Source organism: Paenochrobactrum gallinarii (genome assembly GCF_014205685.1).
Lineage (GTDB): Bacteria > Pseudomonadota > Alphaproteobacteria > Rhizobiales > Rhizobiaceae > Paenochrobactrum > Paenochrobactrum gallinarii.
Genome location: NZ_JACIIU010000016.1, coordinates 24,652 through 45,809 on the forward strand (window position 1 = coordinate 24,652; position 21,158 = coordinate 45,809).

The following is a 21,158-nucleotide window of genomic DNA, read 5'->3' on the forward strand; positions in this document are numbered from 1 at the left end:
AAATAGAATTTAAAATCTATTTTAAAATAAAAATGGAACATCAATATCAAGTCACTTGAAGTACCAATGGTGACGGACTGATCGAATGATGCGGGGAGGCATATGACTAAACCACTGGATCTGATTACGATCGGGCGCTCATCGGTTGACCTTTACGGCGCGCAAGTGGGCGGGCTGTTGGAGGATATGGCATCTTTTAACAAATATATTGGCGGTTCTCCCACCAATATTGCCTGTGGCACCGCGCGTTTAGGTCTTAAATCCGCACTTATCACCCGTGTAGGCAATGAGCATATGGGGCGCTTTATCGCCCGTGAATTGGAACGCGAAGGCGTGAATATTCAAGGTGTGGTCACTGATCCTGAGCGCCTCACCGCACTTGTTTTGCTCGGCATCCGCGATCAGGAACAGTTCCCGCTGATTTTCTATCGCGAAAATTGCGCCGATATGGCGCTTTGCGAAGATGATATTGATCCGGCTTTCATCAGCCAATCGCGCTCTGTTTGCGCAACCGGCACACATTTATCACATCCGCGCACAGAGGCGGCCGTTTTAAAAGCCTTGCGCATTGCCCGTGAAAATGGTGCCAAAACTGCGCTTGATATTGATTATCGCCCTAATCTGTGGGGGCTTTCCGGCCATGATGATGGTGAAAACCGCTTTATCTCCTCGCAACGCGTGACAGAAAAACTGCAATCAACCTTGCATTTGTTTGATCTCATTGTCGGTACAGAGGAAGAATTTCATATTGCCGGCGGCAGCACCGATACATTGGAAGCCCTGCGCAATGTACGCGCTGTTTCCAAGGCCGTGCTTGTCTGCAAACGCGGGCCGATGGGTGCCGTGGTTTTTGAAGGCGACATTCCCGCAAGTCTGGAAGATGGCCAAACCGGCGAAGGTTTTCCGATTGAGGTTTTCAACGTACTTGGTGCGGGTGACGGTTTTATGTCCGGCCTGCTTTGCGGCTGGCTGAATGGAGAAAACTGGCCGACATCCCTAAAATATGCCAATGCTTGCGGGGCATTTGCAGTTTCGCGTCATGGCTGCACCCCTGCCTATCCAAGCTGGGAAGAGCTGCAATATTTCTTCAAAACCGGCATCCGCAAAAAAGCTTTGCGCAAAGATGCCGCATTAGAACAAGTTCATTGGTCAACCAACCGCCATGGCAACTGGCCGCATATGCGTGTCTTTGCCTTTGACCATCGCTATCAGCTGGAAGACATTGCCAAAGAATGCGATGCACCGCTCGAAAAAATCGGTGCGTTTAAAAAACTATGCCTCAAGGCAGCCCAAAAAGTCGCCGGAAATGATGCGCACAATCAAGGCTATGGCATTTTATGCGACAGCCGCCTTGGTCGTGATGCACTTTATCAAGCTTCTGGTTCCGGTCTTTGGATTGGCCGCCCTGTCGAATGGCCGACCTCGCGCCCGCTAACATTAGAGCCGGAGCTTGGTCTTGATTATGGCGGGCTTAATGAATGGCCGGTTGAGCATGTGGTAAAAGTTCTCTGCTTCTATCATCCTGATGATAATGAACCGATGCGCTTGTCGCAGGAAGAAACCGTCAAACGCCTATTTACGGCGGCACGGCGTAATCGTCTGGAGCTGCTTTTGGAGATTATTCCTTCCAAAGTTGCCCCTGTTGACGATGAAACCAATGCGAAAATCATCGAGCGTTTCTACGAAATCGGTGTTTATCCTGATTGGTGGAAGCTGGAGCCGCTGAAAACCAAAGCCGCTTGGCAAAATGCCTGCGATGCCATTACCCGCAACGATCCTTATACACGCGGCATTGTGGTACTGGGGCTTGAAGCACCACAGGAAGAACTGGCGCAAAGCCTGAAAATTGCCGCTGAATTTGATCTGGTTAAAGGTTTTGCCATTGGCCGCACCATTTTTGCCGATCCGGCGCGCCTGTGGTTTGCTGGTCAAATGAGTGATGATGAAGCGGTAAACGAAATGGCAGCACGCTATCAAAATCTTTGCAATATCTGGGATGGTCTGCGCCAACAGCAGTAAAACATACCCGCCAGTGTGCCAAAAACATGCCAAAACATGCCAAAACATGATTGGGAGTGAGATCATGAAAAAAGTCCGATTAACCGCTGCGCAGGCAATGATCCGTTATCTTGCCAACCAGATGACGCCGGAGGGAGAGCCTTTTATTGCCGGTGTCTGGGCGATTTTCGGTCATGGCAATGTGGCAGGCATTGGCGAGGCTCTCTATGCCGCGCGCGATGATATACAAACATGGCGCGGCCATAATGAGCAAACTATGGCACATTCGGCCATTGCCTATGCCAAGCAGCTTGGCCGCAAGCGTGCCTGTGCGGTTACATCATCAATCGGCCCCGGCGCACTCAATATGGTGACAGCGGCAGGCCTGGCACATGTTAACCGCTTGCCGGTTTTGTTCATTCCGGGTGATGTATTTGCCAATCGCGGCCCGGATCCGGTGTTACAACAGATTGAAGATTTCAATGACGGCACTGTGAGTGTGACCGATTGTTTCCGTCCTGTCAGCCGCTATTTTGACCGCATCACGCGACCGGAACAATTGCTGACCGCTTTGCCGCGTGCCTTCCGCACTATGACAGATCCGGCCGATTGCGGCCCTGTTACCCTTGCCTTCTGTCAGGATGTGCAAGCGGAAGCTTATGACTATCCGCTTTCGTTTTTTGAACGCAAAGTCTGGCACCAGCGCCGCCCGGAGCCAGACCAGTTTGAGCTGGCAGAAGCCATCAAAGCCATTCAGGATGCCAAAAATCCGGTCATTATTGCAGGTGGCGGTGTGCATTATTCCGGAGCTTGTGCTGCTTTACAAGCATTTGCAGAAAAGTACTCAATTCCGGTGATTGAAACACAGGCCGGAAAATCGGCTCTGCCTTGGGATCATCCGCTTAATTTTGGTCCTGTCGGTGTCACAGGCGCATCAAGCGCCAACAAAATTGCCGAAGATGCCGATCTGATCATCGGTGTCGGCACCCGTTTTCAGGATTTTACCACCGGTTCATGGGCACTCTTCCGCAATCCTTCCCGCCGGATTCTGGCGCTGAATGTGCAAGCCTATGACAGTGTCAAACATGACGCATTGCCACTGGTTGCTGATGCCAAGACAGGGCTTGCAGCTTTAACCTCTGGCTTGAATAGTTATCGTGCAGCCACGCCGGATGCGGCTTTGAAGGCAGCTTGGTTTGCCAGTGCCGATCAGGATACAGCCGCACCAAAAGACAACAACCAATTGCCAACTGATATGCAGGTGATCGGTGCAGTTCAGCGTCAATCGCATGAAAACACTGTTGTCATGTGTGCCGCAGGCACCATGCCCGGCGAGTTGCACCAGCTTTGGAAAGCCTCACGCCCGATGTCCTATCATATGGAATACGGCTTTTCCTGCATGGGCTACGAGATTGCCGGTGGTTTGGGTATCAAAATGGCCGAGCCTGATCGCGATGTGATCGTGATGGTGGGAGATGGCTCTTATATGATGGCCAATTCCGAACTTGCTACGGCAGTGATGATGGGTATCAAAATCACTGTCGTGATTACCGATAATCGCGGCTATGGCTGCATCAACCGGTTGCAAATGGCAACCGGTGGCGCAGAATTTAACAATCTGCTTGACCACAGCCATCATGTGAACCCGTCACATATCGACTTTGCCGCTCATGCCGCCGCTATGGGAGCCGATAGCTATAAAGTCTCATCCATTGCAGAGCTCGAAACAAGTCTGGCAAACGCCCGCGATAGCAATAAGGTCAGCGTTATCGTGATTGACACCGACCCCTACCCGACCCCCGCCACTGGCGGATATTGGTGGGATGTTGCCGTGCCTGAAGTCTCTGAACGCGCAGAAGTGCGCGAAGCCCGTAAAAATTATGAAGCCGCTCTGAAAGAAAGAAACTGAGTGATGATCCTCTACGGTACAAACCCAATTGCATGGACCAATGATGACGACCGCAGCCTCGGTGCGCATATCTCGCTCGACCAATGTTTGGACGAGGCTTCAGCCATCGGCTTTGACGGCATCGAAAAAGGCCATAAATTTCCGCAGGAACCTGTCGCGCTCAAAGCCGTGCTGGAACCACGGAACTTACGTTATATTTCCGGCTGGCACTCGCTCAATCTGCTGACAAACAGCATTGAAGACGAGAAACAGGCCATGCAGCCAGCGCTTGATTTGTTAAAAGCAATGGATTGCAAGGTGATTATCACCTGCGAAACATCCAATGCCATCCACGGCGACAATGACAAAGCCTTGGAACTGCGCCCGCAGCTTGATGCAGACGCATGGGCAAAATTTGGTGCCGGTGTTGAAGAACTGGCAAAATTTGCTGCCTCCCAAGGCATTGCGCTCGTTTATCACCACCATATGGGCACGATTGTCGAAAGCGAAACAGAGATTGATTTGCTTATGCAGCACACAGGGCCAGAGACCAAATTGTTGCTTGATACCGGCCATTGCCTGTTTGGTGGCGGCAATCCTGAGCGCGTTGCCCGCAAACATATGGCGCGTGTTGCTCATATCCATGCGAAAAACCTGCGCCCGAACATTGCAGCAGAAGTCAAAGAACAAAAACTTTCCTTCCTCGAAGCTGTACGCCGTGGTGCTTTCACGGTGCCGGGCGACGCTGAAGGCGGCGTTGATTTCGTGCCGGTTTTAAAGATCGCTGCCGAACATGACTATCAGGGCTGGCTGGTAATTGAAGCTGAGCAAGATCCGGTGGTGCGCAATCCGCTCGAATATCAAACCCTTGGTTTGAAATCTTTGAAAGCCTATGCCCGTGAGGCCGGTTTAGATAAAGGATAGGTCATGGCAAATCTGTTACGCAAACCCGTCGCAACACATGGTAAAGTGCATGACATCACACCGGAAAGCGCCAATTGGGGTTATGTTGGCTTTGGTCTTTACAAGTTAAAGCCGGGTGAAAGCGCTTCAGAAGCCACCAATGACACCGAGGTCATTCTGGTACTGGTGGAAGGCAAGGCGAAAATCAGCGCCACCACCTCCGACACTGCCTATGATTTTGGTGAACTGGGTGAGCGGATGAATGTGTTTGAGCGCTTACCGCCGCATTGCGTCTATATTCCGGCGCAAAGCAACTGGCAGGCTGTCGCTACAACCGATTGCACGCTGGCCATTTGCACAGCGCCTGCTAAAGCTGGTCGCCCTGCACAAATTATTGGCCCTGAAAACATTCAGCTCGAACAGCGCGGACAAGGTGCCAATACCCGCTTTATCCATAATATAGCAATGGAAGGGCGTGATGTTGCCGACAGCCTGCTGGTGACAGAAGTGTTCACCCCGCAGGGCAACTGGTCCTCTTACCCGCCACATCGCCATGATGAAGATAATTATCCGGATATGACCTATCTGGAAGAAACTTATTATCATCGTCTCAATCCATCACAAGGCTATGGCATCCAGCGCGTCTTCACCGAAGACGGCAGCTTAGATGAAACCATGGCTGTTGCTGATGGTGATGTGGTGCTGGTGCCGAAAGGACACCATCCATGTGGCGTGCCTTACGGCTATGAAATGTACTATCTCAACGTCATGGCAGGGCCTTTACGCAAGTGGCGCTTCCAAAATCACCCTGATCATGACTGGATTTATCAGCGGGACAGCAAAAAAAGCTAAAGATCAATTGAATGTGATTAGAGTTTTTTGCCTTATTTCGACCCAAAATGAATTCAAATGCCACTTTTAAATTATGCTGCCGGAGAAGGTAAAAAATCTCTTTGGCAGCTTTTTATATTAGAAATCAATTATTTATGAAATTTTTATGACAGCCGTGATGATTGCAACAATTCTTGATTTGCGACGTCTTATTCATTGTTCATTTTAAGAATACACGAAAATGTGATTGTTCACTCATCTTCAACACTTCGTTACCTTTCCAACTATTGTTTATTTAAAAGTTTCACCCCAAATTAGGTCCATCGAAAGCAGTGACTACGTAATACCCAATATCCTCTCAATAACGTTACTGCATATTACAAAGAATGGAAAATAAAATGCGTAAGATTCTTATTTCTACTCTTGCTGTTTCAACACTTGCTTCAGCTTCTATTGCATCGGCTGCAACATTTACTACAACTGGTACAATTGAAAAACTGAACATGCTTGCAAATACCGTACAGCTTTCAGATGGTGACTCATTTAAGCTTCCTAGCGACACAGACCTCAGCGGTGTTTCTGCTGGTCAGAAAGTACAGATCAACTGGTCTTCACAGACACCATCATGGTTCACTGACCACGTAAATAACAAGGATGTTGCTCAGTTTGATGCAAATAGCATCTCTGTTGCTCAATAATTTCTATAAAAATTCAAAATCGGGCGTTGTCTGCACATGCAGGCAGCGCCCGATTTCGTTATACAAGACCAATACTATGATAGCTGGGTAATCTCTTTTAATGCTTCAACCGCTTGCGGTGCCGCCGCAAAAACCGGCGCTCCTTTAGTCAGATTTTCTCCATCGACCGGAAACGGATAGCAATAACCGCCTGCTTCTTCGATCAGGCAAAAGGCGGCCATGCAATCCCATGCATGCATATAGCCTTCAAAAAAGCCCACCAAACGCCCTGCAGCCACATAAGCCAGCATCAACGCCCCTGATCCGTTACGGACAAAAGTGCCCTTTGCCTCAAGCAAGCGCTCAACTACACCAGCAACAAAAGCCGGCGTCACATGAGTATTGGCACTAATCGCCGTCACACCCGTCTGCACTGTGTTAATTGGGTCAACCCTGATGGCTTTGCCGTTTAAAACAGCGCCCATGCCTTGAGCTGCCGCGTAAAGCTCATTGTGACAAGGCGCAAAAATTACGCCGATAACTGGTCTATCCTGATATAAAACCGCAATTGATACACACCAGTTCGGCATGCCGTGGACAAAAGGGCTGGTACCGTCGATCGGATCGACCACCCAAGTATAGCCGCTTGTGCCTCTGTTCAGGCCATATTCTTCACCCAAAAAGCCATCATCGTTGAAATGAGCCGTTACCTCATCACGAATGAGCGTTTCCACATTGCGGTCAGCGATGGAAACCACGTCCTGCGGGTCCCGTTTGGTTTCAATCACCAGCGTTTCGCGCCGGTTAAAGTAATCCAGAGCCAAGGCTCCGGCTTTTTCTGCAATCAGTTTTGCCAGCGCAAATCTTTGCTCAAGTGCAGATGCAGCCGCTGTCACCATGATATTCCCCTATCCAACCGATAAATTTAATGATGAATTAGCGCCAGCCCGCGCCCTGTCAGATGCACTGCCACCGATATATCGCGCGGCAAAGGTTCATGTGCATCCATATCAACGACAAATAATTTGCCGAATTTGGTTTCCACTTCATATTCGATATGGTCGCCAAGATAGGCTGAATGAGTAATCATGCCCGTTAAAGCACCAATTGTCGCCTGTTCAAGCTTGATAGAATTTGGCCGAACGGCCAATTGTGCCTTGCCGGTGACCGCATGGGCGCTCGGTAATTGATGCATCAGATCACCGATATGCACACTCGCCAAACCATTTTCCACATGGCTTACTTCACATGGCAAAACATTGGCCTCCCCCATGAAATCGGCAATGAAAGCGGAAGCAGGTGCTTCATAAAGCTCGCGTGGCGAGCCTTTTTGCGCAATATCACCATCTTTCATTACGATAATCGTATCGGAAACCGCCAGTGCTTCATCCTGATCATGGGTCACATAAACAGCGGTAAAGCCAAGGCGCTGTTGCAGCTCACGAATTTCCGTCCGCACGCGGCGTCTTAACCGAGCATCCAGATTGGAAAGCGGCTCATCCAGCAGCAAAACCTGCGGCTCCAGCACCAAAGCACGGGCTACCGCAACACGCTGTTGCTGTCCACCTGAAAGCTCTGCCGGCAAGCGATGCCCCATACCGGCCAAGCCTACCAGAGCAAGCCCCTCCTCGGCGCGCTCGCGCGCCTCTGCCTTTTTCAAACCCGATGATTGCAAACCATAAGCCACATTATCCAGTGACGTCATATGCGGAAATAAAGCATAAGACTGGAAAACCATCGACACATCGCGCTCATTGGCAGGCAGATTGGTGACATCTTTCCCGCCAATCAGCACCCGCCCCGAGGTTGGATGTTCCAGCCCTGCCAGCAAGCGTAAAGTCGTGGTTTTACCGCAACCGGAAGGCCCCAAAAGCGTCACCAGCGTGCCGGGTTCCACTGTCATGGATAAATCCGGCAGCGCAGTGAAATCACCAAATTTCTTGATCACATTCTGAAAACTGACAGAACCTGCTTTAATCATAGTCATACAGCATTCTCCTGTTGCTGTGAGGCTTTGGTTGAGGCGATGCGGTTTTCACGCCGCAACTGGCGCTGTCCGACCAGTAGCTGGAACACCGTAATCACCACCAGCATCACAACGATAAGCATCGAGGAATAAGCAATCGCCACGCCGAATTCGCCGTTTTCTACCAGCCCGACAATATAAGATGTCGCCATATTATATTGCGCGCTGACGAGGAAAATAACCGCACTGATTGAAGTGATCGACCGCACAAAGGAATAGACCAGCGACGCCGTAATGGCAGGGCGCAACAGTGGCAGAATAACTTTGCGCAAGGTACGCAAGCTGTCTGCGCGCAATGTCAGCGATGCTTCATCAAGGCTGCGGTCAAGCTGGCTCATCGCGGCAATACCGCCGCGAACGCCCACCGGCATATTGCGGAAGACAAAACAGGCAATCAGCACCAAGGCGGTTCCGGTCATTTCCAGCGGCGGCAGGTTGAAAGCCATAATATAGCTGACACCTATAACCGTGCCCGGAATGGCAAAGCTCAGCATCAGCGCAAATTCAAACACGCTGCGGCCATAGAATTTCTGCCGCACGATCAGATAGGCGGTCAGCATCCCAACAGCGGCCGTCAAAGGTGCGGAAATCAGCGAGATTTCCATGGTTGTCCAGAAAGAATTCCACGCAACACCCGTCCATGCAATGCCGTCTTCAGTGATAGCGACCGAGAACGCACGTCGATAATGGTCGATTGTCAGCGTATTATCGAGCCCCCATGTTTTGACAAATCCGCCAACGATAATCATGCCGTAAACAACAAGCGTGAAGATAACCCACGGAATGACCAGCGCATAAACGCCGATTTCCAATGATCTGGGCAAAGCGGCATGCATGCCTGAATCGCCCTTGCCCGTAACGGTGGCAAAATTTTTGCCCGACAACCACATGCGCTGAATAAGAAAAGCACTGAGTGTGAAAATCAGCAGCACAATTGCCAGAACGGCTGCGCGTGAAGGGTCGGTTTGTGAACCAACAACGGCGAAGAAAATTTCCGTCGACAACACGCCATGACTGCCGCCCAACACCATCGGATTGCCAAAATCAGCCATACTTTCAATGAAACTAATCAGAAAAGCATTGGCAATGCCTGGTGCCATCAATGGCAATGAGACTTGCTGAAATGTGCGCCAACGGTCGGCACGCAAGGTTTGCGAGGCCTCTTCCATTGAAGGTGAAACACCTTCCACCACGCCAATGAGCACCAAAAACGAAATCGGCGTGAAAGATAAAACCTGCGCAATCCAGATACCGGTAATGCCATATAACCAACGCCCCGGCTCAATACCAAGAAATGAGGAAACGGCTTGTGTCGCCACACCGGCACGGCCAAAAAGCAGGGTCAATGCCAGACCGATCACGAATGGCGGCGTGATGATCGGCAAAATGGTTAAAAGGCGCAGGCCTTTTTTATATGGAAAATTGGTGCGTGTTGCGAGCAGCGCAAAGGCTAATCCAAGCACAGTAGAACCGCTCGCTGTCATCAGCGCCAGCCATAAAGTGCGCCATGCAACACCGCAGCGGGTGCCATCAATGACACAGCCAAAACTCCAGATCGACGGATCCTGAATATTGCGGATAAAGCCATCCGGCTTGAATGAACCGTCAAAATCCTGCACCGATCCGGCAAACATGCTGAAAAGCGGGTAGAAAACAAATACGACAACCAGCACCGACAACATCGAGATGGAGGCCAAGATAAAAGCATCACCTTTCAGCACGCCGCGCTCGGCCAGACTAAAGGCAAAAATCAAAACAAAACAAATACCGGCAATCACCGCGCCGGCACCAAAAGCGGGCTGCCCATCCGCCAATATGCCAAAGAGATTTTCAGTAAACGCCCAGTTCCAGCCGCCAAAGCCAATGGCAAGCCCTTGGAAGGCCAGATATAAAAAGCCCAGCACGCTGAGAAGCGTCAATAAATGACTGCGTTTTGATGGCGGCGCTAATAAACGCGCAGCACCACAAAGCGCCATCAGCAAAACAATGCCCCACAGCCAGAAACGGTTATAAGCCAGCAATTGCATCATGCCGGAGCCGTGATCCTGATTGTTCAGGAAATCCGACAACCATTTCAAACTAAAGAACCCGCCTTCAATGCGGTACCAGGGCAAAAGGATGAAGCTTGCCAAAAATACGGCCAGCACAACATCCAGTCTACGGTTTTGCTGCTTCATTGCGTGCCACGCTTTCTGATTGAGTGAAACCACCAACCGCAGGCCGGTTTCAGCCTGCGGTCAGATTTTTACTGTTCCATCAGTTGGCACTGGCTCCGATTTCACGATCCCAACGCTCCAGAATTTGCTTGCGCTTTTCCGGATCGCCATAGGTTTTAAAGTCATAATCAATCAGCTTGATATCTTCAAAACGCGGGGATTCTTTCGGCACTTCCGCATTTTTATTAGAAGGAAGCTGGAATGATTTTGCATCCTTCATGGTTGATTGCACGTCTGCTTTGAGCGCCCAATCATACCATTTCTTTGCATTTTCCAGATTGCGCGCGCCTTTAATGATCGACATAGAGCCGATTTCATAACCGGTGCCTTCGCATGGGCCCACGCTCACAATCGGAAACCCTTCCGCCGTCATGGAAACGGCATCATGCATAAACACAATGCCAATGGCATTTTCGCCGCGTGCTGCCGATTTAACCGGTGCTGAACCCGACTTGGTATATTGTGAAATATTGGCATTCAGCTTCTTCAAATATTCAAAAGCCTTATCTTCACCCATAATCTGCACCAGTGTTGCAAGTGCTGTATAGGCGGTGCCGGATGAATTCGGATTGGCCATCTGGATCTCGCCTTTTAAGCCCGGATCCAGCAAATCTGCCCAGCATTTTGGCGGTTGCAGGTTTTTCTTGGCCAGCAATTCCGTATTATAGCCCCAGCCAAGCGCACCAGCATAAACGCCAACGGTTCTGAAACCTGAGCTTTCTGCCTGTTTAATCGCCCAATCATTCAGCTCGGCCAGCATCGGTGATTTATATTCCAATGTCAGCCCTTCAGAAGCTGCCTGCATATGCGGATCGCCTGTCCCCGCCCACCAAATATCGGTTTTCGGATTGCGCGCTTCTGCGCGCACTTTGGCGTAAGTCTCGCCCGATGAAAGGCGAACCATATTCACCTGAATATTGGTTTCTTTTTCAAACATATTTTTCATCTGCTCGCAAAGGACCACATCGGCCGAGCAAATGAGATTAAGATTGCCTTCCGCTTGCGCAGAATACGCAAACATTGAGGCTCCGGCTGCTAAAGTCGCCACCAAAACTGTTGAACGCATGAAATCCTCCCGTTTATACGGCGCCTCCACGCCGCTCGCTTTTAACGCGAAACTAAATAGTTGGACTAAATCCGCCGACTGTCAACAGGTGCAAAAGAATAATTCTATTTAATGCATGGAATAGCTCAAAAATTCTAAATCAAAAAGGTAACAATATATATAAGCTGGCGGGACGCATAGGTTCCGCCAGCTTTAAATCACTACATGCCCCCCATTGGTCTGCAAGAATGCAAAAGGGGCTTAATAATTGAATTTTAAAGATTTATCCGCTGACCATCACGATCAAAAAGATGGATATTTTCCGCTTCCGCACCAATGTGGATCATATCACCAACATTCATACGGCTGCGCCCGGCAACGCGGAAAATAAAGCTCACATCATCATTCAGATGGCTGTGAATATAGCTTTCCGCCCCCACCAATTCGATTGCATCGACATGGACTTGCGTTTTAAAGGCCGGTTGAGCATGGTCTTCAACCACAACCACATCTTCGGGACGCACGCCAATAGTGTGAATGTCGCGCAGCAACGCTTCATTGGCGCTTAAATTCAGGCTGTAATTGCTGTTGCCGACCTGATCGAGCGCCAGCAAGTTCATTGAAGGCGAGCCGATAAAGGTTGCCACAAAAGTGGTTGCCGGTTTTTCGTAAAGCTCAATCGGCGTGCCAACCTGCTCGATGCGCCCGCCATTGAGCACCACCAGCCTGTCGGCAAGGGTCATGGCCTCCATCTGGTCATGGGTCACATAAACGCTTGTTGTAGCAAGGGAGCGCTGCAAGCGTTTGATTTCTACGCGCATCTGCACGCGCAATTTCGCGTCCAGATTAGAAAGCGGTTCATCAAACAAAAATGCTGCCGGTTCACGCACAATTGCCCGCCCCATCGCCACACGCTGACGCTGGCCACCGGAAAGCTGACGCGGTTTGCGATCAAGGAAATCATAAATTTCCAGTGACTTTGCAGCTGCCTCGATGCGACGATCAATTTCGGCTTTCGGCGTTTTACGGTTCTTGAGGCCGTAAGCCAGATTTTCACGCACCGTCATATGCGGATAAAGCGCATAATTCTGAAACACCATGGCAATATCACGCTCAGACGGCTCAATATCATTCACCACACGCTCGCTAATGGAAATCGTGCCGCCGGTGATGCTTTCAAGCCCCGCAATCATGCGCAAAAGTGTCGATTTTCCGCAACCAGACGGGCCGACCAGCACCAGAAACTCGCCGTCATCAATGGTCAGTGAAACGCCTTTGATAACATCATTTTTGCCATCATAGGATTTGCGCACATTATCGAGAATAATTTTACTCATTATTTTTCCGTTTCAACCAGACCTTTGACGAACCAACGCTGCATCAGCACCACCACGAGGATGGGCGGCAGGATCGCCAGAATTGCTGTAACCATGACGTAATTCCATGGTGTGGAAGCATCGGCAAAATCGACCATACGTCGTAAACCGATAATGATTGTGTTCATCTTGGCATCATTGGTAACAAGGAGCGGCCACAAATATTGCGTCCAGCCATAGATGAACAGGATGACAAAAAGTGCTGCGATATTTGTTTTGGAAAGCGGTAGCAAAATATCGCGCATGAAGCGCCAAGGCCCGGCATTATCAATGCGTGCAGCCTCCACCAATTCGCCCGGAATGGTCAGGAAAAACTGGCGGAACAGGAATGTCGCTGTCGCTGATGCAATCAATGGCAGTGTCAAACCGGCATAGGTATCGATCATGCCCAGGTCGACAATCACCTTATAGGTCGGCAAAATGCGCACTTCTACCGGCAGCATCAGGGTGACAAAGATCATCCAGAAAAACACCATACGAAAGCGGAACCGGAAGAACACAATCGCAAAAGCTGACAAGAACGAAACGATAATCTTACCGACGGCAATGACCATCGAAACTACAAATGTGTTCCACAGCAGGCGTTCAAGGCTGACACCAACAACGCGCTCTACACCGCCGAAAATGGCCGATTTATAGTTTTCCACCAAGTGATCGCCCGGCAACAACGACATAGGTGCACGGATGATTTCAATCGAACTCATTGATGAGGCGATAAAGGTATAATAAATCGGAAAAGCAACGATAATTATCCCTACGATCAGGATCAAATGCCCGATCAAGCTGGATAGCGGACGTTTTTCAATCATATCAACCGCCTCCTTTTAAGAATAATGCACGCGCTTCTCAATGAAGCGGAATTGAATTGCAGTCAAAGCGATGACGATCACCATCAAAATCACCGATTGTGCCGCTGAGGTGCCAAGGCTCAAATTGACGAAACCATCGTTATAAACCTTATAAACCAGCGTTTCAGTGGCTTTGGCAGGCCCGCCGCCGGTGACAGAATGGATGATGCCGAAAGTGTCGAAGAAAGCGTAAACAATATTGACCACCATCAGGAAGAAGGTTGTCGGTGCCAAAAGCGGGAACACAATTGTCCAGAAGCGGCGCGCTCCCCTCGCCCCGTCAATAGCTGCGGCTTCAATCAAAGATTTTGGAATGGCCTGAAGGCCGGCAACAAAGAACAGGAAATTATAACTGATCTGTTTCCATGCAGCTGCAACCACAATCAGCCCCATTGCCTGATCGCCATTCAAAAGCGGATCCCAATAAATACCGTTTTTGCGCAGTAAATAAGCCAGCGTTCCCATCGCCGGATTAAACATGAACAGCCATAACATACCGGCAACAGCAGGTGCCACGGCATAAGGCCAGATCAGCAAAGTGCGGTAAAAGGTTTGCCCTTTAACAACTTTATCAACGGCAGTAGCGAGCAACAAGGCTGCACCCATCGCCAACAAAGTTGTCAGCACATTGAAAATAATCGTTATTTTAAAAGAGTGCAGATAGTTCGGATCAGAAAGCACCAACTGAAAATTGGCTAGCCCGACAAAAGTGCTGCGTAATCCGAAAGGATCCTCGCGCATAAGCGACTGGTAAATCGCCTGACTGGCTGGCCAGAAGAAGAAAATAACGGTTAAAATAATTTGTGGTGCCACCAGCACATAGGGCAGAACCTTATTGGGAAAGGCAACTTTCTGCACGGTATCTCCTTTAAATAAGACTGCCGCCGGTTTTTTTTAAAACAGGCGGCAGAAGCTCAGAGATGAAGCATTTTAGCGAATTGCTTCCGCAATTGCTGCATCACCACGCTTGACGGCTTTATCCAAAGCGGTTTGTGCATCCTGATTGCCAGCCAGCATGGCTTCAAACTCTTCATTCAGGATGTCACGCACCTGCGGCAGGTTGACAAGACGAACACCTTTGGAGTTTTCAGTTGGCTCACGGCCCATCATCTGCAGAATTGGTGTTTCACGTGCAGGGTTCTTTTCATAGAATCCTGAATCCTTGGTTGCTTTGTAAGCTTCCATTGTCACAGGCAAATAGCCGGAAACTTCATGCAGTTTCTGCTGGATTTTGGTCTGAGACAAGAAGTTGAAGAACTCAGCAACACCCTTATACTGGTCGTCGCTCAAGCCTGCAAAAACCCAAAGACTTGCTCCGCCCGGAATAGTATTTTGCGGACCTTTGCCTTCATAATAAGGCAACTGGCCGATACCGTAATTGATGCCGGACTTGATCACATCACCCAAACCACCTGATGATTCAGTCATGATCGCACATTCACCGGAAAGGAAGAGGTTTTTGGCTTCCGAAGTGCGGCCGCCATAACGGAACACGCCTTCCTTGGCCAAGTCAGCAATTGCCTGGAAATGGCTGACAAACGGCTCTTTATTAATTGCCAGTTTGACGTCATTGCCGCCAAGACCATTTTCATTGCTACCATAAGAAACATTGTTCCATGCAGCAAAGTTTTCAGTCTGAATCCATGTCAGCCAAGTGGAAGTGAAGCCACATTCTGCAGCACCGCTTGATTTGATCTTTTTCGCAGCTTCAAAAACTTCCGGCCATGTCTTTGGCGGGTTTTCTGCATCAAGTCCAGCTTTGGTGAAAGCGTCTTTATTATAATAAAGCACTGGCGAAGATGAGTTATAAGGGAAAGACAGCATGGTGCCGTCCGGCTTGGAATAATAAGCCGTAATACCAGAAAGATAAGCGGATTTATCGAATTTATAGCCGCCTTTTTCCAAAGCATCCGCTACAGGCATGACAGCACCTTCCGCCGCCATCATCACACCACTGCCAGCATCAAAAACCTGCAAAATAGCTGGTGACTGCTTGGCACGGAATGCAGCAATACCTGCATTCAAGGTTTCAGGGTAGCTGCCTTTATAAACCGGAACAACCTTATATTCGCTCTGGCTTTCATTGAACTCTTTAGCCAGTTCATTGACTACTTCGTTGTTGGCACCGGCCATTGCGTGCCACCAAGCCAATTCGGTCTGTGCCAGAACGGGTGCGGTCAGTGCAAGCCCCAGAAGTCCGGTAAGAATTGTCGTTGTCATCAATCGGGTATGCATATCTTCCCTCCAAAAGGTCAGTTGGCGATCACTAAAAGCTCTAAGCAAGAGCCACATTCATGCACGTGAACAACACCAATCAATATGAGTCACTGGCCGGATTACACGAACACTGACTGCCTCCATAACTCCTCATTACGAAAGCTATACGAATTCATACGAAAAAAAGCGAAAATACAATAGGCAATTATATCAATAGGAGCTGAAAGTGAAATGGATCAATTTAAAATTTTGGGTAGATAATTATAAATAATTAATATTATCAATGACTTATTTAATTGCCACTATAAGATCAGACAACGAATGATACCTATAATTTTCTCGCAAAATTTATGTGGAATTCAAATTTTATTCTCTAAATGAAAGACAATCACAGTTTCCAGAATTAAGCAGAGATATCAAGAACCGCATGTCTCATGCATTTTATCTCACATAAGACTTTGAAAGTTGCACCAAACAATTGATCTGGTCAATTTAATAAGATTGGTAGGGAATATACAAATTCAATCATGCTAGATGGGCACAGATTTTGTGTCATTTGTAAAATAGAAACTGATAAATTCTCCCAAGCACGTTTTATAAATCCCAAAGAACCTTCGGGCAAAGAATCGTATAAAGCTATGCGATTTTCTTGAATTTTATACCGAGGTATTCATGTCTACTTCTGAAATCGGCCTGCAAGCGCAGTCTTTCTCGTTGGCATATGGCTCTTACTTTCACACTGACGGCTGTGGTCTGTCTTGTGATTGAATATTGTTTGTACTTGAACTGGCACCGATCGGGATTTTGGCTGTTGCAGCCAATGAATATTTACTCCGTAAAATCCAGCATGAAAGCCCAATACTCATTGCCGGTCTTGATGGCGTTTAGCTCCTTATCAGTCTCTTTGTTATTCGCATTGGCCTATGGATTGTCCTGGACGTTGGTGCATGGATGCGCTTTTGGTCAGAATCCGCAGTTTGCTGTTAGTTTTATGCGGTTGTTTCTGTGACGCGGACGGAATTCGGGCGTGCACGGTTAAGCATTCGGTTGAGAATGCGACACCCAAGTATAACTTCGGTTTTCTGATTGGCTAATTTGCGTGAGCGCAGCCGGTTGCCAATAATGGATTTGTAACGGCCCATTGATGTCTCTGCTTTGGCCCGTCTACCATAACCGGTGATGCTCTGCCAACGCATTCGGCCATGGTGTGCGATTGCGTTTGTGTGCCAGTTACGCTGATCGGATGGGCCATGATGCTTGTTCTGGGGTTTCCGCATTCGCGGTGGAATGATAATACTGGCAACGGTACTATGCCGACGTGCAGCTTGATATGTCTCGTCACTGTCATAGGCACCATCACCAGTGAAACTGGTGATGGGTATGTCAATTTGCTCAAGCAGTGCTTCAAGCTGGCTGATGTCACTTATGCTTTGATCGGTGAGAACCTCTGCAAGGATTTCGCCAGTGTCGGCATCCACAGCAAGATGCAGTTTGTGCCATTGTCTGCGGGCTTTAACCCCATGTTTTTCCTCAAGCCGCTGACCCGCGCCACAGATCTTCAGACCTGTGCTGCCGATGAGAACATGGACTGCCCGCTGTCTGCTTTCCCCTGGTTGTGACGTGCCATTCTGCAAACCGAAAGAGTTGTGCAACGTCTACTCAATGTCGTGTGATCCGGCACCGAAAGATCGACACGCAACAGTTTGAACAAAGAGGCCATCAGCCCTTCAGTTTGGCGCAAGGGCTGATGAAAGACTATGCCACACATCAGGGCAGTTTCGATCGCCAGATCGGAGTAGCGCAGTTAGCCACCCGGTGTCGTAAGCCGAGGGGCATAACAGCCAGAAACCGCCTCATCACTCATCCAGAGCGTGATGCTGCCACGCTGGCGCAAGCCGGCTTCATATTGGGCCCAATTGCTAATCCGGTATTTCTATTTGGGGATCTTATGGCGATGAGCTGCATTGTGTTTGAAGGGGATGGGCAGGTTCCAGCTGTGGGCGAAAAGCCACTATAGCGAATTAGGGTAATATTTTCAGTGATGCACTTTGACCCAAAGGGGAGGTAAAGCTGAGCTATGCCCCAAGGGTGGCGACGGCCCTCCCTATAATATGGAATAGATTATAACATTAATTAGTGCCAACAAAAATTATAGTTCATATATAATTTTTGGAGGAAGAATTGCATCACGATTTTCTCAGGCCAAAATTAAATAATGATCAAAAAATCCGGATAAAAAATTTATATAAAAGAGATAATTACCACGGTTTAATTGCATTAACTCAGGATTTTATTTGGATTTCTGTAGCGATAACACTGCCAATATTCTTATCGTTTTGGCTGTATCCGCTATCTGCTTTGATAATAGGAGCACGCCAACGAGTCTTGGCGAGCTTATTACATGAAGCTGCACACGGAACATTGTTCAAGAAACACTTCCTCAATATCAGCATCGGGCGGGTGATCTCTGGCTGGACAATCCTTCAATCATTTGGGGCATACAGACAGTCACATGTCCTTAATCATCATCCGAGGATCGGAGAGGAAGTAGACGATCCTGATCTTCGTTATATGATAGCGGAAGGTGTGTACGTAAAACAGAGTCGCTCTGTCTTCATAGGCCGATACGTCTTGGGTCCCCTTATTGGGACAAGAACCGTCAAATATATATGGTTTTTGCTCAAAGACCGCCTGATTGGCCCTCTTCACACAGGAGAGCATCGCGTCGAAACTATTGCTGTTGTGATCTTTCACGCCACCGCAGCTATCTTGATGTACCAAATGAATGCGCTCAGTTATTTTCTACTGTACTGGTGGATTCCATTCGTAACCATATACCCAATTATTGGCTGGTTCAGCGAACTCTCCGAGCATTTTCCTATGATGAAAAATACACCTAACGATCCCATCTATTCTTCTCGAAATAGATACGCCTCGCCTGTAGAAGCGTTTTTCATAGGTACGCACGGAGACAACTATCACCTTACACACCACCTGCTGCCGGGGGTACCTCATTGGAATTTAGAAAAGGCAACTAAGATTCTTCGAGAACATGAAGAGTTCCGGAACTGGGACGATATTTGGGGTGGTATTTTCACGTCCAGCAATCCATCGCGCATCAGCCTACTGGACTACATAGTTAACTATCATACGTTTCAACCAGCAAATTCGCATGTGATTTCGCCGTTGTATACGGAGATGACCGTATGACAAATATACTGCGCACGCGCTCCGAGCTTTTTGCATTAACTGCGGCGGCTCTGAACGGAACGATCGGACCCTTCAATAGATTCGGCTTTATGGACGGAGCATCCCATCATGAGATTGCATTCTTGAAATGCTTCATCGCATTTCTGATACTGCTTAGCTTCTGTACTGCAAATGTTGACAGAAGAAGACAAGTATTCTCTCTGAAGAGCAAAGCGCCCCACTTTTTCGTTCTGGCATTCTTGGGAATATTTTGCTTGTACTTCTTCGAAACATGGGCTTTCAAGGAAGCAAGCATCCCTCTGGTATCGTTTCTGACTTACGCCGCAGGCGGTATAACAATTGTCCTCTCAGCGATATTCCTCGGAGAGCGGATAGGCATGTTTCGCTTGATCGCATTCGCGCTGATCATTTGCGGAGTGTTTCTGATATACTCATTTGAGGCCGGTGTCTCCGGGAGTCCTCTCGGAATTCTCCTCGCATTGCTAGGAGGGCTAGGGTATGCACTTTTCATCTTCACTTCCAAACTCTTCCGAATGGGAAGCGGGTTAGCCCATCTTGTTTGGCTGTTTGGTTTCGGCAGCCTCTATTTGCTAGTACCGGTTCTGATTGATGGCTTCTCTGTGCCTAGCATGACAACTATGGCTGTAATCCTTGGGTTAGTGCTTTTACCCACAATTGGTGGGTTCTACTTTACAACGAAAGCCGTCCAGACAGGGGAAGCCAGCAGTGTGCAAATCATCGAAACGAGCGATCCACTTTTTGCAACAATATTTGCTTTCGGTCTATTCGGGGATCAACTAGGCGTGGCCGGATGGACAGGGGCAGCGTGTATTATGATAGGGCTACTTTTGGCACTGAAGAAAGAGCCGGAGGCTGCACCACATGCCACATTGCGCTGACAATGATCGTACCCGAACGGAACGCGCCTTACAACGCGCTACAGTGATGTTCGGTTATGATCATTGACTCACATAAATGCTGTTCGGCATCGGCAGGACGACCACCTATCGCACGCGGCCTACAGACTCAGCCCGCGATCATAATCCAACCGCGGGAGCCAATATGCTGCGCATGATTATCGCATGCTTCTAAAAGCCCACGGCATACTCCCGTCCATGAGCGGAAAAGGCAATTGTTATGATAATGCCATGGTTGAAACCGTCTTCAAGACGATTAAATCAGAACTGATCTGGCGCACGGTGTTTCAAACTAGAAATCATGCCATTAAAGCTATTGGACAATATATTGATGGCTTCTATAATCCCATCCGCAGACATTCCGCACTGCGATATAAATCGCCAATCTCATATGAGATGACAACGCGAAATCTAGAGCCGGAAACTCTCCACTAATGCAGGGCAAGTCCACCCAATACCAGTCTGAATTTCATCGAAGATCAGGCATATACCGTTGTCCGTGCAGAAATCTCTCAGCTCATGCAAAAATGGTCTGCTGCACACAAACCCGCCGCCGTTCCCCAAGATAGGCTCTATAACTATAGCAGCGATTTGGTTTTGAGAGTTAAATCGCAATACATTCTTGATATCATTCATAACGACCAGATGGTCATCTATTCCGCTATCATCTGGATAAACCCTATCAGCCGGATAAGAGACGCAATGGAGTGCTTGTTTTGCCACTGGGAAACTTTCTGACCGGAAGGAAAATCCAGACATATTCATAGTGTAGAATGTTTGTCCGTGATGGCTTCTTCTAAAAGTTATAATCTCGCGGCGACCAGTGTTAAACATTGCATACTTTATTGCTCCCTCCATCGCAGTTGAGCCGCTACAAACTTTGGTGTGCACATGTATGAAAGTATTACTAGTGACCTGGGCCCCAATGCTCCTCCATTTTTCAGTAGAGTCTTAGGTTATACTATTGGCCTTAAGCGGCCCGTTTTTCTAGAGCCATTTTTATTGC

16 protein-coding genes and 2 pseudogenes are annotated in these 21,158 nt (G+C 48.6%); 8 read left to right on the forward strand and 10 right to left on the reverse strand.

The window, feature by feature from the left end; all coding sequences use genetic code 11:
- Positions 1 to 102: 102 nt before the first annotated feature.
- The 5 genes from FHS77_RS12900 (at position 103) to FHS77_RS12920 (ending at position 6,318) form a co-directional block, all read left to right on the forward strand.
- A complete protein-coding gene (locus tag FHS77_RS12900) occupies positions 103 to 2,019 on the forward strand; it encodes a bifunctional 5-dehydro-2-deoxygluconokinase/5-dehydro-2-deoxyphosphogluconate aldolase (RefSeq protein ID WP_184224037.1) in 1,917 nt (638 codons plus the stop codon).
- Between the two features lie 64 nt (positions 2,020 to 2,083).
- Complete coding sequence (gene iolD / locus FHS77_RS12905) at positions 2,084 to 3,907, forward strand: 3D-(3,5/4)-trihydroxycyclohexane-1,2-dione acylhydrolase (decyclizing) (RefSeq protein ID WP_184224039.1); 1,824 nt, start codon at positions 2,084 to 2,086, stop codon at positions 3,905 to 3,907.
- 3 nt (positions 3,908 to 3,910) lie between these two features.
- Complete coding sequence (gene iolE / locus FHS77_RS12910) at positions 3,911 to 4,810, forward strand: myo-inosose-2 dehydratase (RefSeq protein WP_184224069.1); 900 nt, start codon at positions 3,911 to 3,913, stop codon at positions 4,808 to 4,810.
- Between the two features lie 3 nt (positions 4,811 to 4,813).
- Positions 4,814 to 5,641: a 5-deoxy-glucuronate isomerase gene (gene iolB / locus FHS77_RS12915; RefSeq protein ID WP_184224041.1), complete on the forward strand. Its 828-nt coding sequence runs from the start codon at positions 4,814 to 4,816 to the stop codon at positions 5,639 to 5,641.
- Positions 5,642 to 6,018: 377 nt separating this feature from the next.
- Positions 6,019 to 6,318 carry a DUF1344 domain-containing protein gene (locus FHS77_RS12920; RefSeq protein ID WP_184224043.1) on the forward strand — a complete coding sequence of 100 codons (300 nt, stop codon included), beginning with the start codon at positions 6,019 to 6,021 and terminating at the stop codon, positions 6,316 to 6,318.
- 74 nt (positions 6,319 to 6,392) lie between these two features.
- Here FHS77_RS12920 and FHS77_RS12925 read toward each other — a convergent pair whose 3' ends face one another.
- The 9 genes and pseudogenes from FHS77_RS12925 to FHS77_RS12965 form a co-directional block, all read right to left on the reverse strand.
- Positions 6,393 to 7,196, reverse strand: a complete 804-nt coding sequence (locus tag FHS77_RS12925; protein ID WP_184224045.1) for an inositol monophosphatase family protein — start codon at positions 7,194 to 7,196, stop codon at positions 6,393 to 6,395.
- A 26-nt stretch (positions 7,197 to 7,222) separates the two neighbouring features.
- Positions 7,223 to 8,284: an ABC transporter ATP-binding protein gene (locus FHS77_RS12930; protein ID WP_184224047.1), complete on the reverse strand. Its 1,062-nt coding sequence runs from the start codon at positions 8,282 to 8,284 to the stop codon at positions 7,223 to 7,225.
- Positions 8,281 to 10,500: an ABC transporter permease gene (locus FHS77_RS12935; RefSeq protein WP_184224049.1), complete on the reverse strand. Its 2,220-nt coding sequence runs from the start codon at positions 10,498 to 10,500 to the stop codon at positions 8,281 to 8,283. Before FHS77_RS12935 ends, FHS77_RS12930 begins: the two co-directional genes overlap by 4 nt.
- Positions 10,501 to 10,579: 79 nt before the next feature.
- Positions 10,580 to 11,605: an ABC transporter substrate-binding protein gene (locus FHS77_RS12940; RefSeq protein WP_184224051.1), complete on the reverse strand. Its 1,026-nt coding sequence runs from the start codon at positions 11,603 to 11,605 to the stop codon at positions 10,580 to 10,582.
- A 254-nt stretch (positions 11,606 to 11,859) separates the two neighbouring features.
- The gene (locus tag FHS77_RS12945; RefSeq protein ID WP_184224053.1) at positions 11,860 to 12,921 is read right to left on the reverse strand and encodes a sn-glycerol-3-phosphate import ATP-binding protein UgpC; all 1,062 of its coding nucleotides are present in this window, start codon (positions 12,919 to 12,921) and stop codon (positions 11,860 to 11,862) included.
- Entirely contained in the window at positions 12,921 to 13,769 is an 849-nt protein-coding gene (gene ugpE, locus FHS77_RS12950) for a sn-glycerol-3-phosphate ABC transporter permease UgpE (RefSeq protein ID WP_184224055.1), read from the reverse strand. Before ugpE ends, FHS77_RS12945 begins: the two co-directional genes overlap by 1 nt.
- Positions 13,770 to 13,784: 15 nt before the next feature.
- A complete protein-coding gene (gene ugpA / locus FHS77_RS12955) occupies positions 13,785 to 14,666 on the reverse strand; it encodes a sn-glycerol-3-phosphate ABC transporter permease UgpA (protein WP_184224057.1) in 882 nt (293 codons plus the stop codon).
- A gap of 72 nt (positions 14,667 to 14,738) precedes the next feature.
- Positions 14,739 to 16,043: a sn-glycerol-3-phosphate ABC transporter substrate-binding protein UgpB gene (gene ugpB / locus FHS77_RS12960; protein ID WP_184224059.1), complete on the reverse strand. Its 1,305-nt coding sequence runs from the start codon at positions 16,041 to 16,043 to the stop codon at positions 14,739 to 14,741.
- A gap of 971 nt (positions 16,044 to 17,014) precedes the next feature.
- Positions 17,015 to 17,949, reverse strand: a pseudogene (locus FHS77_RS12965) (IS5 family transposase).
- Between the two features lie 257 nt (positions 17,950 to 18,206).
- Between FHS77_RS12965 and FHS77_RS12970 the strand changes: the two are divergent.
- The 3 genes and pseudogenes from FHS77_RS12970 to FHS77_RS12980 form a co-directional block, all read left to right on the forward strand.
- Positions 18,207 to 19,235, forward strand: coding sequence for a fatty acid desaturase family protein (locus FHS77_RS12970; protein WP_184224061.1), 1,029 nt, complete (start codon positions 18,207 to 18,209; stop codon positions 19,233 to 19,235).
- Complete coding sequence (locus FHS77_RS12975) at positions 19,232 to 20,134, forward strand: DMT family transporter (protein WP_184224063.1); 903 nt, start codon at positions 19,232 to 19,234, stop codon at positions 20,132 to 20,134. The genes FHS77_RS12970 and FHS77_RS12975 overlap by 4 nt, the downstream gene beginning before the upstream one ends.
- A gap of 144 nt (positions 20,135 to 20,278) precedes the next feature.
- Positions 20,279 to 20,587: pseudogene (locus FHS77_RS12980) on the forward strand (integrase core domain-containing protein); the annotation flags it as partial.
- On the opposite strand, the gene FHS77_RS16510 reads toward FHS77_RS12980, so the two are convergent.
- Complete coding sequence (locus tag FHS77_RS16510) at positions 20,564 to 21,043, reverse strand: aminotransferase class III-fold pyridoxal phosphate-dependent enzyme (RefSeq protein ID WP_210307137.1); 480 nt, start codon at positions 21,041 to 21,043, stop codon at positions 20,564 to 20,566. The pseudogene FHS77_RS12980 and the gene FHS77_RS16510 overlap by 24 nt on opposite strands.
- Positions 21,044 to 21,158: the final 115 nt, after the last annotated feature.